Annotated in this window: 14 protein-coding genes; 1 reads left to right on the plus strand and 13 read right to left on the minus strand. The window is 33.4% G+C overall.

Annotated elements, in window-relative coordinates; all coding sequences use genetic code 11:
- Positions 1-14: 14 nt before the first annotated feature.
- On the minus strand, positions 15-833 hold the full coding sequence (locus tag SOJ_RS10090; protein ID WP_002507992.1) for an inositol monophosphatase family protein: 819 nt from the start codon (positions 831-833) through the stop codon (positions 15-17).
- Positions 834-1,096: 263 nt separating this feature from the next.
- Here SOJ_RS10090 and SOJ_RS10095 point away from each other — a divergent pair, with 263 nt between their 5' ends.
- Complete coding sequence (locus SOJ_RS10095; protein WP_002507993.1) at positions 1,097-1,708, plus strand: YktB family protein; 612 nt, start codon at positions 1,097-1,099, stop codon at positions 1,706-1,708.
- A gap of 101 nt (positions 1,709-1,809) precedes the next feature.
- On the opposite strand, the gene SOJ_RS10100 is transcribed toward SOJ_RS10095, so the two are convergent.
- From SOJ_RS10100 to SOJ_RS10155, 12 genes are all read right to left on the minus strand, one after another.
- The gene (locus SOJ_RS10100; protein WP_002507994.1) at positions 1,810-2,325 is read right to left on the minus strand and encodes a DUF4064 domain-containing protein; all 516 of its coding nucleotides are present in this window, start codon (positions 2,323-2,325) and stop codon (positions 1,810-1,812) included.
- A gap of 193 nt (positions 2,326-2,518) precedes the next feature.
- On the minus strand, positions 2,519-3,715 hold the full coding sequence (gene auxB / locus SOJ_RS10105) for a lipoteichoic acid stability factor AuxB (protein ID WP_002507995.1): 1,197 nt from the start codon (positions 3,713-3,715) through the stop codon (positions 2,519-2,521).
- Positions 3,716-3,788: 73 nt separating this feature from the next.
- A complete protein-coding gene (locus tag SOJ_RS10110) occupies positions 3,789-4,685 on the minus strand; it encodes an ABC transporter substrate-binding protein (protein ID WP_002507996.1) in 897 nt (298 codons plus the stop codon).
- Positions 4,685-5,494: an ABC transporter permease gene (locus SOJ_RS10115; protein WP_002507997.1), complete on the minus strand. Its 810-nt coding sequence runs from the start codon at positions 5,492-5,494 to the stop codon at positions 4,685-4,687. Before SOJ_RS10115 ends, SOJ_RS10110 begins: the two co-directional genes overlap by 1 nt.
- Before the next feature lie 5 nt (positions 5,495-5,499).
- On the minus strand, positions 5,500-6,303 hold the full coding sequence (locus tag SOJ_RS10120) for an ABC transporter permease (RefSeq protein WP_037539559.1): 804 nt from the start codon (positions 6,301-6,303) through the stop codon (positions 5,500-5,502).
- Positions 6,290-7,390, minus strand: a complete 1,101-nt coding sequence (locus SOJ_RS10125; protein ID WP_002507999.1) for an ABC transporter ATP-binding protein — start codon at positions 7,388-7,390, stop codon at positions 6,290-6,292. The genes SOJ_RS10120 and SOJ_RS10125 overlap by 14 nt, the downstream gene beginning before the upstream one ends.
- A gap of 192 nt (positions 7,391-7,582) precedes the next feature.
- Positions 7,583-7,861 (minus strand): UPF0223 family protein, encoded by a 279-nt coding sequence (locus tag SOJ_RS10130; RefSeq protein ID WP_002508000.1) that lies wholly within the window; start codon positions 7,859-7,861, stop codon positions 7,583-7,585.
- A gap of 155 nt (positions 7,862-8,016) precedes the next feature.
- Positions 8,017-9,423 carry a dihydrolipoyl dehydrogenase gene (lpdA, locus tag SOJ_RS10135; RefSeq protein WP_002508001.1) on the minus strand — a complete coding sequence of 469 codons (1,407 nt, stop codon included), beginning with the start codon at positions 9,421-9,423 and terminating at the stop codon, positions 8,017-8,019.
- 3 nt (positions 9,424-9,426) lie between these two features.
- Positions 9,427-10,722 (minus strand): dihydrolipoamide acetyltransferase family protein, encoded by a 1,296-nt coding sequence (locus SOJ_RS10140; RefSeq protein WP_002508002.1) that lies wholly within the window; start codon positions 10,720-10,722, stop codon positions 9,427-9,429.
- Between the two features lie 148 nt (positions 10,723-10,870).
- Positions 10,871-11,848, minus strand: coding sequence for an alpha-ketoacid dehydrogenase subunit beta (locus SOJ_RS10145; protein ID WP_002508003.1), 978 nt, complete (start codon positions 11,846-11,848; stop codon positions 10,871-10,873).
- A 3-nt stretch (positions 11,849-11,851) separates the two neighbouring features.
- Positions 11,852-12,964, minus strand: coding sequence for a pyruvate dehydrogenase (acetyl-transferring) E1 component subunit alpha (gene pdhA, locus SOJ_RS10150; RefSeq protein ID WP_002508004.1), 1,113 nt, complete (start codon positions 12,962-12,964; stop codon positions 11,852-11,854).
- 264 nt (positions 12,965-13,228) lie between these two features.
- Complete coding sequence (locus tag SOJ_RS10155) at positions 13,229-13,855, minus strand: YkyA family protein (RefSeq protein ID WP_002508005.1); 627 nt, start codon at positions 13,853-13,855, stop codon at positions 13,229-13,231.
- Positions 13,856-13,941 lie beyond the last annotated feature (86 nt).

Below are 13,941 nucleotides of genomic sequence, written 5' to 3' on the forward strand. Positions count from 1 at the left end.
AAAATGATCTTTTATTATTTATTTTTTAAACGTTGTTGCAATAATCCAATGATTTCATTATTTTTTTGAAAATGTTGTTCAATGAGTTCAGCGTGTAATTGTTTATTCGCCATTATAATAGAACTAGGTTCATAAATTGATAATGCGTCTCCCATTAAATCTGTACCTTTTCCACCTACTTCATTTAAGATGATGTGACCACCAGCAAAATCCCAGGGTTGTAATCGAGGTGTAATATATCCAGCTAATTTTCCGGTTGCGACATAAATAATTTCTAAAGCAGCTGATCCATAAGCTCTGGCACTCCTGGATTCTTCTACTATAGGTTTAAATAATTCTCCTAAACGAGGCTTGGTTAGCCAATTAGGATTAATGCCAATAATACTTGTACTTAAAGTTGTCGATTTTATTTCAGGAAGTCGATTTTCATTCTCGAATGCTCCTTCTCCAACCTTAGCGTGATATAGTGCATCGTTCATCACATCATATACAAATCCTGCATATGGCTGCCCATCATTATAAATACCGATAGAAATTGCAAAATTTTCTTTTTGATGAACAAAATTCAATGTGCCATCAATTGGATCAACTACCCACACAACACCCGTCACGTTGTTAAGGTCATGACCATGCCCCTCTTCACCAATGACATGGTGGTTAGGATATGTTTTTAAAATATTTTCAAAAATATAGTTTTCTGTAGCTTTATCTACATTAGTCACTAAATCATTAGGATTTGATTTTGTTTCTATCTCTATATCTTCTTTCATTATTTTTTTTACATTATTCCCTGCCTCTAATATGAGACCTTTAGCAAACTCGTAAACAGTCATTGTATCAGCTCCTTATGGACTTCTCATTATACAGTAATTAATACTTAAAAAGTTAATACTTAACTTTTCTAATTTCTAATAATAATATGTATAAAAATATTTTTTGTATATTTTATGATTTCTTACATGTATACCCTATTTAGTCTTTTCTACACGTGCACCATAAAGTTATGTTTTAAGGTGCGCAAAATGGGCAAAGACAATGTTAAACCAATTATATTATGCTACAATACAAACGTAAATAATGTTTACAGGAGGCCCCAATGACTAAATACATATTTAAACCTAAAGATTTCAAAGCATTCTCAGTTGATGGTCTTGATGCAAGAATGGAAGCGTTAAATGAACGTATCCGCCCACAACTTAATGAATTAGGTGATTATTTTGCACAATATTTAGAAACAGTAACCGGTGAAAAATTTTATCCACACGTAGCTAAACATGCGCGTCGAAAAGTTAACCCACCAAAAGATACATGGGTCGCATTCGCTACAAATAAACGCGGTTATAAAATGCAACCTCATTTTCAAATAGGTCTGTTTGAAAATCAATTATTTGTCATGTATGGTATCATGCATGAAACAAAAGACAAAGCACAACAAATAAAAGCTTTCGAGGACCAATTTGAAACACTTAAAAATTTACCAAATGACTATAGCATTAGTCCTGATCATATGAGCCAAGAAAAATTTTACATCCATGAAATGTCAGATGAAGACCTAACAAAAGCGCTCAATCGTGTTAAAGAAGTTAAAAAAGGTGAGTTCTTTGTAGCTCGTACATTGTCACCAAATGCTGAACAATTACAAAGCGATAAAGTCTTTTTAAACTTCCTCGAAGAAACCTTCGAACAATTACTCAAATTCTATAAATAATTCATCTGATATATCTAAAAAGCACGTTACTTAAAATGAATTTAAGTAACGTGCTTTTCTATTTTTACCAATTTATCTTTATAAATGATTGTCAGATACATTTAGTAAATATACGGGTCATCATCTTTTTTTCGTTTCATTTCTGCCTCAGGATTCATATCTTGCTGCTGGGGCTTTTGTTTTTCTTTTTCGTTATTATAAATATTATAATTTGGCATCTGATTAATGTGATTAGCTTGATTATTGTCGTCTTTTTTAACAAATAGCATAATACCAACAATAAACCATAAAATCATCGCAATAAAGTTGCCACCAAACATACCAATAATAGCAGAAACGATAAATAAACATCCTGCTAATATACGATTGCCTTTAATCGTAAATACTGCAATAAAAGCTAAAATCGTTGAAATAAGTGTAAAGACACCTTGGAATATGATAGAAGCTTTAAATGCTTCTGGCGACATTTCTACACCTTGTTGTTGATTCATTTCATTAAACACTTCTTTAAATTCTGGCACGTTGATGAACGCATAGACAATTATCGAAAATATTAAGAAAATTAAACTAAGACTATTTGCTATCCAAGCTAGAATACGTTCTGTTTTCCTACTCATACTCTTCCTCCTATAAATTCATTAATTATATCATAGCAAATTTATGAATAATTAAAAATTACCACGACCTATCGCTAAATGATATTATGTTAGAGCAATATAAATAAAAACCCGATTGCCGCACATCATGTGAGCAATCGAGTTTATTAATCGAATAACAAATGGAATTGTTTTAAAAATAACACAACTTTTATTATGATTTGTCTTTTGTTTCAGAATCATTTTGTTCTTTAGACTTTGCATCTTGTGATTCTTCGGCATCTTGCGAAGTGATTTTCTTACGTTCTTCGAAATTCTTTCTACGCTGATTGGCTGCACTTGGTTGTTGTTTACGTTTTTCTTTTTCACGTTTTCTGCGTTCTTTTTTCTCTTGTTTAATACGTGCTTTTTCTTCTGCTTTTTCTTGTTTACGGCGTTGTTGTTCTTCTTGCTCAGCTTGTTTTCTTTGTTGCGCTTCGTATGCTTCTTGTTTACGGCGTGCTTCTTCTTCCGCCATACGTTGATTTTCTAATTCTGTTTCATTATCTTGTTGTTCTTCTTGCTCATTCGTTACTTCATCTTTGCTATTTTGGTCTTCGTTAGCAACTGCTTCACCATCTTCATTATATACATTGCTAACTTGACCGAATTCATCTTCAGTACTTTGACTGTCATCTTTAACATTATTATGTTTTCTTTGCTTATAATTATATTTTGCTTGTCTAGAAAGTACTTGTGGTTCTTCATCAGATGCATTATTTTCAGAGTTTACTTTTTCTGCAACTTCAGAGCTATAACCGACTCTTCTTAATTGGTTATCATTACTTTGTTGTTGTTCTACGTCAGAAGTTTGTTGCTTTTCAATGTATTGAGGTGAGTTCGGTTCTGATTGTTGCTCATAATCTGAATAACGTTCTTGGTATCCTTCTGCATAATATGCAGGCACCGTTTCTACCTTTTCTTTTCGTGCAAACATCATGATTGCCACGATTAAAAATAGAATTGGGATAATTAGCGGTACAAATAGCAACACTAATGGTAACGTCACTATCGTTGCGACTAAAAATAAGAATCCTGATAAAATTCTTATATTCATTGAAATTAAGGCTAAAAATGATAAAAGCAAACAAACGATGAAATATACTATAATCGCCCACACGCCATTTTGTAGCCATATTACAAATTGGATTGTGTTTAATCCATTATTCGCTAATATTTGTTGAATAAAATCATTGCCATTCAATGAAGTCTCCAAATTTTGTATTGATGCTTCACTACTAAACGATACTAGTGCAATAAACATCGTAATAATGGTTAGTAATAATAAGAATATCCAACTCAACCAACCTAATACTTTTTCTGCTAGTCGACTCACCGGACGTCTAACTTGAGTATATTGCTCTCCTGACATGTCTTTACAACTCCTTATATTGCTTGTCAAACTATTATATCGAATTAACGATAAAATAACTACTAACTATGACTTATTTTAGTGACATTTTAAAATTTAAAAATCTTTCATTATATTCACTTAATGTCTCTTTTCCTAAATCTTTATAAACTTCTAAATTAACTTGTTCTTCCTTTGTAGGATAAAACCGCTCATCATTTTTTATGCTTGCAGGCAATTGTGCTCTTGCTGATTTATTAGGCGTCGCGTAGCCCACCCATTCTGTATTTTGTTTACTATGCTCTGCATCTAATAAAAAGTTCATAAACTTATAGGCACCTGCTTTATTTTGTGTTGTTTTAGGTATAACCATATTATCAAACCAGAGATTTGAACCTTCTTTAGGAACTACATAATCAAATTCTTCATTTTGTTGTACAATTGGAGCTGCTACACCGCTCCATACTACTGCAACATTTGCTTCATGCTGTTCTAACATCATTGAAATTTCATCACCTACTACGCCTTTTACATTAGGACCTAAATGTGTTAAATTTCTCTCAGCTTCTGCTAAATATGATGAATGTGTCTCATTTAAACTATAACCTAATTTATTTAAAGCTACACCTATAATTTCTCTCGCACCATCTACTAATAATATATCATTTTTATATTTCACTTTATAAAGCTGATCCCACGATTCAAAGTTATCATTTGGATATACATTTTTATTGTAAAGAATACCCACAGTACCAAAAAAATAAGGTATTGAATATGTATTATCTTCATCAAATGGCATATCGAGATAATCTGAATCAAGATTTTTCATATTAGGCAGTTTCTCATGATTTAGAGGTAATAACAATTGTTGTCTTTTTAATTTTTGCACTGTATAGTCACAATGATGTTTTGAAGTGAATTTTTGACTGATAAATAAACATATCAAACCAACGATGATAGAAATTATAATTAACTGTAAAAAACGTTTCATTATAATATACCCCGTTTCACTTGTTTTTTATGCTTAAGCACATTTTTAATTAAATAATAACCAAGTATACCGAACATAATCCCGACAAATAAAAGTGTAGATATTGCATTTATTTCCATGCTAATACCTTTTCTTGCCATTGCATAAACTTCCACAGAAAGCACACTAAATCCATTACCGGTAACAAAGAAACTGACAGTGAAATCATCTAATGAATAGGTCAATGCCATAAAAAAGCCACCTATAATTGCTGGCATTAACTGAGGTAACATGACCTTATTCAAAACTTGAAACTCCGTTGCACCTAAATCACGTGCCGCATTTAACGTATGGTTATTCATTTCATACAGTTTAGGTAACACAATGATTACCACAATAGGAATACAAAAAGCAACATGTGAAATAAGTACCGTTATCAATCCGAGACCCATACCAGTAAAATGTCCGATTGCTGTAAACATAATCAAAAATGAAGCGCCTATAACAACATCAGAAGACACTAATAAAACATTATTTAATGTAAGTAATGAAATCTTTATTTTTTTATTTTTTAAATGATATAAACCAATCGCACCTAGTGTTCCTATCACAGTAGCAAATGCAGCGGCTAACAATGCTACACCTATCGTATTAAAAATAACAGACATTAATCGGTCATTACTAAATAATGATTGATAATGTTCTAAAGTAAGCCCATCAAAATGAACCATATTACCAGCAGCATTAAATGAATAAACCATTAAAAATAAAATTGGAGCATATAAAACAGCGATTAATATGCCGATATATATTTTTCCATACCATTTCATATGATTCACCTTTTCCCATTCGTAGCTTTAGTATTTGTAATAATTAAGACTAGCGCCATAAATACAATTAAAAACAACGCAATCGTAGAACCCATTCCATAGTTTTGTATCACTAGAAATTGTTCTTCTATCGCCGTCCCAATATTAATCACTTTATTTCCTGCAATTAGTCTTGTAATCATAAAAAGCGATAATGCTGGTATAAATGTGACTTGAATTCCTGTCAATACGCCTTGCTTCGTGAGTGGTATAATAATTTTTCTAAATGTTGTTAGCCTGCTCGCACCTAAATCACTTGAAGCTTGCAAAATATTATTAGGAATATCCTTCATACTATTGAAAATAGGTAAAATCATAAATGGAATGTAAATATAACTTGCTACTATTAAAAACGCAGGAACAGTAAATAACAATTCCATTTTAGGCAAAGATAAAACATTCAATATTTGATTGATAATACCATCATGACTGAATATGCCTATAAATGCATAGGTCTTCAGTAGTAAATTAATCCAAGTTGGTACAATCAGTATAAGTAACCATACATTTTGATATTTAGATGAACTTATAAAATACGCAGCTGGATAGCTTATAAGTAGCGTCATACACGTAATCGCTGCCGCAAAACATACCGAGTCCCAAATCATTTTGAAATATTTCAGTGAAATCAACTTTTTATAATTTTCCAATCCAAAATGTCCTTGTATATCAATGAATGAGAAATAAACAAGAAGGATTACTGGAACAACGATAAATAAAACCATCCACAGTATATAGGGTATAAATAGATATGTATTAATCTTGCGCATGATTTATTTCCTCGTAACTTTGAATACGCTTATCAAATTCAGCTTCACTTTCACCTGGCACCATAATATGAATTGTTTCTGGTTCAAAGTATAAACCCACTTTACTATTAACTTCTGCTTTTTTAGTAGAATGAACTAACCATTTATAACCTTTACTATCAGTACAATTGATTTCATAATGTACGCCTCTGAAAAGCATAGAAACAACTGTCACTTCGAATAAACCTTGCTCTGATTGTACCAAGGATATATCTTCTGGCCTAATCACTACTTCTACTTGCTCTTGTGGTGAAATACCCATATCTACACATTCTAAATCTTGACCATAGATGTTTACCACATAATCCTCAATCATAGTACCCACAATAATATTTGATTCTCCAATAAAATCTGCAACAAAGCGATTTACAGGTTCGTCGTATATATCAGTAGGTATGCCAAATTGTTGAATTTCACCATTTTTCATTACAAATATATAATCACTCAGCGCTAAAGCTTCTTCCTGATCATGTGTAACAAAAATAAATGTTATACCTAATCTAGACTGTATTTCTCTTAATTCATATTGCATTTGGGTTCTTAATTTTAAATCCAGTGCTGATAAAGATTCATCTAATAATAATATTTCTGGTTCATTCACAATCGCACGTGCAATTGCAATACGCTGTTTTTGCCCCCCACTCATACTTTCAATTGTTCTATCTTCATGACCAGTAAGTTTTACAAGTTTTAATGCTTCTTGCACTTTTTTATTTATGTCGCTTTTGTTCATTTTCTTTAGTTTTAATCCAAAAGCAATATTATCATAGACATTTAAATGAGGAAATAAAGCATAGTCTTGAAATACTGTATTCACTTTGCGTCTGTTTGATGGTATATGATTAATTGTCTGATTTCGATATATAATATCCCCTTCATGGGCTTGTTCAAATCCTGCGATAAGTTTTAAAATTGTTGTTTTACCACAACCAGAAGGCCCAAGTAATGTATAGAAATGACCTGACTCAATATCTATATTGATTTTATTTAATACTGGTATATCATCATAAGCTTTACTTACTGCGTTGAAAGATAATAACGGATTCATTTGTGCTTCCTCCTATAAATATGACGTGGTTGTAACAATCATAACTTGAGTTTCATTTGGTGTAGGATTATGTATTTTTATGACGTGCACTATAATAAAATTTCGAAAAAAAAGCTATATACTGTTTACTTTTATCAAACATTTTGTTTAATGCTTAATAAAAATATCAGAATATAGCTTACACGACAATAGTTATTTTTTCGTTGCGCTAAAAAACGTTTGACTGTTGTCAGTTTGAACTGTTTTAACAGCTTGGTAACTATTATATCCACTACTTTTTTCGAATTCTTTAAAAATCTGTTTTTCTTCTGCTTTCCCAGGAACGATTGTTTTAAATTGCTTGTAGCGATCAATTAATAATTTTCCTTCTACTTCAGATTCATAAAAAGATTCCACAGCATTGAAAAATGACACAACTTGCATCATTTCGTCATTTGACCAATCAAAATCTATTGGATATTGATACTCCATATAAGCATGCCTCCTACTTTTCCATTGAATATTTATAGTTAAAGTTTATTTTAGATATTACATTTTAAAATGAAAAAGGAGCGGGACAGAAATCAAAATTTGATTTCATATTCCCGCCCCACAAGGCTATCGTTATATCTGTTACAACAATGAAATTACATTGTGTGTACTGGTAAACCTATAGCTTTTTCAGCTGCTTCCATAGACATTTCACCTAATGTTGGGTGAGCATGTACAGTTAATGCTAAATCTTCAGCATTCATACCAGCTTCGATTGCTAAACCTAGTTCAGAAATAATATCAGATGCGCCAGTACCAACTACTTGAGCACCTACTAAAGTATTATCTTCTTTAAGCGTAATAAGTTTAACAAAGCCAGTAGTGTCATCTAATGATAACGCACGGCCATTAGCTGCATAAGGGAATTTAGAAGCAGTAATTTTTAATCCTTCTTCTTTAGCTTGAGCTTCTGTATAACCTACTTGAGCAAGTTCTGGCTCAGTGAAACATACAGCAGGCATACCGATGTAATCTACTTCTGATGCTTCACCAGAGATTACTTCAGCTGCAACTTTAGCTTCATAGCTTGCTTTATGTGCAAGTGGTAAACCAGGAACAATATCACCGATTGCAAAAATGTTTTCAATTGAAGTACGGCTTTGTTTGTCTACCTCGATTAATCCACGTTCTGCAAATTTAAGACCTAATTCTTCTAAGCCTAATTCGTCAGTGTTAGGACGACGACCTACAGTAACTAATACGTAATCAGCATCAATTGTTTGTTCTTCGCCTTTTACTTCGTAAGTTACTTTAACACCGTTTTCAGTTTCTTCAGCAGATTTAGCCATAGCTTCAGTTACAATATCAACGCCTTTTTCTTTCATACCTTTTTTAACAGGTTGAGTCATTTGTTTTTCAAAACCGCCTAAGATATCTTTAGCGCCTTCTAAAATAGTAACTTCAGAACCAAAGTTTGCAAAAGCAGTTCCGAGTTCAGAACCAATATAACCGCCACCAACAACTACTAATTTACCAGGAACTTCTTGTAAATTTAGAGCGCCAGATGAATCAATTACACGATTTCCAAACTCAAAGTTAGGGATTTCAATTGGTCTTGAACCAGTTGCAATGATCGCGTTTTTAAAGTTATATGTTTGAGCACTTTTCTCATCCATAACACGTAAGCTATTGTTATCAACAAAGTAAGCTTCGCCTTTAACGATTTCTACTTTATTACCTTTTAACAATCCTTCAACGCCACCAGTTAATTTTTCAACTACTGATTGTTTGAATTCTTGAACTTTATTAAAATTAAGTGAAACACTTTCAGCAATAACACCTAAATTTTCTGAGTTCTTAGTTTCATCATAACGGTGTGAAGCGTGTAACAATGCTTTAGAAGGAATACAACCAACATTAAGACATACGCCACCTAATGTTCCTTTTTCAACGATTGTTACTTTTTGACCTAACTGTGCTGCACGAATTGCTGCAACATAGCCTCCTGGTCCTGCTCCGATTACAATAGTGTCTGTTTCAATTGGGAAATCTCCAACTACCATATTTTACCCCTCCATTAATAATAATTCTGGATTATTCAATAAACGTTTGATATGATTCATAGCATTTTGTCCAGTAGCACCATCAATTTGTCTGTGGTCAAAGCTTAATGATAATGATAATACTGGCGCAGCTACTATTTCACCATCTTTAACAATTGGTTTTTGTGCAATACGGCCAATACCTAAGATAGCTACTTCTGGGTGGTTGATTACTGGAGTGAACCATTGTCCACCAGCTGAACCGATATTACTAATTGTACATGTAGCATGTTTCATTTCATCTGCCGCTAATTTTCCGTCACGTGCTTTAACAGCAAGTTCGTTAATTTCGTCTGAGATGCTAAACATTGATTTACGGTCTGCATGTTTAACAACAGGCACTAATAGTCCTCTGTCTGTGTCAGCAGCAATACCAATGTTCCAATAATGTTTGTGTACGATTTCGCCAGCATCTTCGTTAAATGAAGTGTTAAGCGCTGGATATTTTTTAAGTGCAGAAACAAGTGCTTTAACAACATAAGGTAAGAAAGTTAATTTAGTACCTTGTTCAGCTGCAACTTCTTTGAATTTTTTACGGTGATCCCATAATTCTTGAACATCAATTTCATCCATTAATGTTACGTGAGGTGCAGTTTGTTTTGAATTAACCATTGCTTTAGCAATTGCTTTACGCATTGCAGGTATTTTCTCAGTTGATTCTGGGAATTCACCTTCTGTAGAAACTGGTGCTGATTGTGCTGCACTTGAAGTTTCTTCAGTTGCTGTAGCTGCGCTTTCATTTGAAGCTGCTTCTCCGCCACCATTTAAGTAGGCGTCCACATCTTCTTTAGTTGTACGGCCATTTTTACCTGAACCTGAAACAGCTTTAATGTTAACACCATTATCGCGAGCATATTTACGAACTGAAGGCATCGCTTTAACGCGTTTACTTTCATCTACTTCTTCGTCTTTAGATGCTTGTGCAGGTGCTTCTTCTTTAGTGCTTTCTTCTGCAGGTGCTTCTGTTTCTTCACTTGCTGAATCGTCACTTTCACTACCTTTGAATTGCATATCTTCTGCATCTGGTGAATCGATTTTTACGATTGTGTCACCAACAACTGCAACAGTACCTTCATCTACTAGTACTTCTTCAATAGTACCTGAAACAGGTGATGGGATTTCAACAACTGATTTATCGTTTTGTACCTCAGCTAAAATATCGTCCTCTTCAATTGTATCTCCAGATTTAATAAACCATTTTACAATTTCACCTTCGTGGATACCTTCACCAATGTCGGGTAATTTAAATTCAAATGCCACGTTATTATCCTCCTAAAAATTCATATTAAGTCAAAAATTAGAAATTGAGCGATGGACAATTAAGTCACTATCTCATGCTATAAATATAAATTTGGATGAAGTAGGTGCATCAATTAAACTGATAGCATCCTACTTCATTAAATATATATTAAAATTCTAAAGTTTCTTTCGCTTTTTCAATGATGTCATTTTTGTTTGGTAACCAAACATTTTCAGCTTGTGTAAACGGATAAACTGTATCTGCCGCTGCAACACGAGCGATTGGTGCTTCTAATGAAAGGATAGAGCGTTCTGCTAATTCAGAAACAACTGTTGCTCCAACACCCGCTTGACGTTGCGCTTCTTGTACTACTACAGCACGTCCTGTTTTTTCTACTGAAGCAACAAGTGTTTCGATATCGATTGGTTGAACAGTACGTAAGTCAATGACTTCTACTGAATAACCATCTTTTTCTAACTCTTCTGCTGCTTTTAATGACTCTTGTACCATTGCACCATATGCAATAAGTGTAATGTCATTACCTTCTTGTTTCACGCTTGCTTTACCAATTTCAATTGTGTACTCTTCTTCAGGTACTTCATCACGGAAAGAGCGGTATAATTTCATATGTTCTAAATATACAACCGGGTCATTACTTCTGATTGCTGAGATTAATAATCCTTTAGCATCATATGGGTTTGACGGGATTACAACGTGTAAACCTGGTGATTGAGCTAAAAGACCTTCTAAGTTGTCAGCATGTAATTCTGGTGTATGAACGCCGCCACCAAATGGTGCACGAATAGTAACAGGTGATTGTTTAGAGTTACCAGAACGGAAACGCGTACGTGCAATTTGTCCTGCTATAGAGTCGAATACTTCAAATACAAATCCAAAGAATTGTACTTCCATTACTGGACGGTATCCTTGAGTAGATAAACCTAAAGCTAAACCACCAATACCAGATTCTGCTAAAGGTGTATCAAATACACGGTCTTCACCGAATTCTTTTTGTAAACCTTCAGTTACACGGAAAACACCACCGTTAACACCGACGTCTTCACCGAAAAGTAAAACATTCTCATCGTTTTGTAATTCGGTTTTAAGCGCGTTGTTAATCGCTTGAACCATTGTCATTTGTGCCATCGGTTACTTCGACTCCTTCTCTTTATAGATTTCATATTGCTCTGCTAAATGTTGAGGCATTTCTTCATACATATTTTCCATCAAGTCAGTAACTTTTTGTTTTTCAGTATTGTCTGCTTCTTTAATAGCAACTTTAATTTCAGATTTTGCACGGTCGATAACTTCATTTTCTTTATCGCCAGTCCATAGACCTTTATTTTCAAGATATTTTCTGAAACGAACTAATGGATCCTTTTTCTCCCATTCAGAATCTTCATCAGATGTTCTGTATTTCGTTGGGTCATCTCCAGCCATAGTATGTGGACCATAACGATAAGTGATTGTTTCAATTAAAGTTGGACCTTCACCATTAACAGCACGATCACGCGCTTCTTTAGTTGCTTGGTATACTGCTAAAGCATCCATACCATCAACTTGAATACCTGGGATACCAACTGCAATAGCTTTTTGAGCTAATGTAATAGCAGCAGTTTGCTTACTACGTGGTGTTGAAATCGCATAGTTGTTGTTTTGTATAACGAAAATTGCAGGTGCTTTATATGCAGAAGCAAAGTTAATACCTTCATAGAAATCACCTTGTGAAGAACCACCATCACCAGTATAAGTAATTGCTACAGCACTTTTGCCACGTTTTTTAATACCAAGCGCTACACCAGCAGTTTGAACATACTGAGCACCGATAATAATTTGTGGGCTTAATGCATTAACGCCTTCAGGCATTTGGTTTCCTTTAAAGTGACCTCTTGAGAATAAGAAGGCTTCAGTTAAAGGTAAACCTTGCCAGATTAATTGTGGAACATCACGGTAACCTGGTAATATAAAATCTTCTTGTTCTAAAGCATATTGTGAAGCTAATTGTGAAGCTTCTTGTCCTGCTGTCGGAGCGTAGAAACCTAATCTCCCTTGTCTGTTTAATGAAATAGAACGTTGATCAAGAATACGTGTCCAAACCATTCTCTCCATTAATTCAACTAATTGCTCGTCTGATAAATCTGGTACTAGATCTTCATTAACGATGTTACCATCTTCATCCAAGATTTGGATCATTTCAAATTGAGATTCAGTATCTTTCAATACTTTCTCTGCATCGAATTGGGCTTTCAATTTCGGAGCCATTCAATTCACCATACCTTTCCCGTATAATAGAAACTTATTTTATCCTTCAATATTGTACCACAAAACTGTTACACTGTTAAATAATTTGAAAAAGTTCTGTAATACTTACGACAAGTACAGTTTTTAATCTGTACCACTGTTTTTCATGGCGCTGTACTATTTAAAAACTAAGTCGCTATAAAGTTATTCCCTTAAAATTGTAAGCGCCCTCATAACTTATGCTATAACGTAGCAATTTAAAATTCAAATTTACCGCTTTATAATTTAAGAAAGGTTATCTATATCTTCTTTTTCTTTGTTCACTTTATTCATTGCATCCGAGTATTTTTCAAATGCTTTATTCATGTTTTTATATGCTTTCGAAACTGCTTCTGCTTTTTTGTCTATTTGTTCTTGATTCACTTGATCACCTGAAGTATAGCCAAACATATCTTTTTCCTTATTCAAAATATTTTTATATGCTTTGGCATATTCATCATGTGCTTTGTATTTATCTTTAAGCGCTTGATTCAATTGTGTCACTTCTTTTTTCTTATCATCATCACTTATATTATCGACATGCTTTTCAGCTTTTTCAAATTCTTTTTCTGAGTTATCTATAGCTTCTTCTTCTTTTTTAAATGTTTTTTCTCTTTCTTCAACATTGTCCACGACTTTTTTCGAAGTATCCTTCACTTCTGCTTGGTCTTTACCATTAATTTTCTCTACTAATTTTTGCTTGTCTTGTTCAAGACTATTTAACTTCTTCCCTACTGAAGACACAGGTTTCTCTTCATCAAATGCTTTTTGTACTTTTTCGTTATAATCTTCTATTTCACCTTTGTCTGTTGTACACCCCGCTACTAACATTGTAGAAGCGAGTATCGCACCGATGCTATACTTTAATTTCATTTTTTGAGAAATCCTCCTTTATTTGTGTGTTATATTATATAATATTTTATAAGAAATCAAATGTATCACTGTATTTTAAGCGTTAA

The sequence above is a fragment of the Staphylococcus sp. OJ82 genome, assembly GCF_000294465.1.
In the GTDB taxonomy this organism is placed as follows: Bacteria; Bacillota; Bacilli; order Staphylococcales; family Staphylococcaceae; genus Staphylococcus; species Staphylococcus equorum.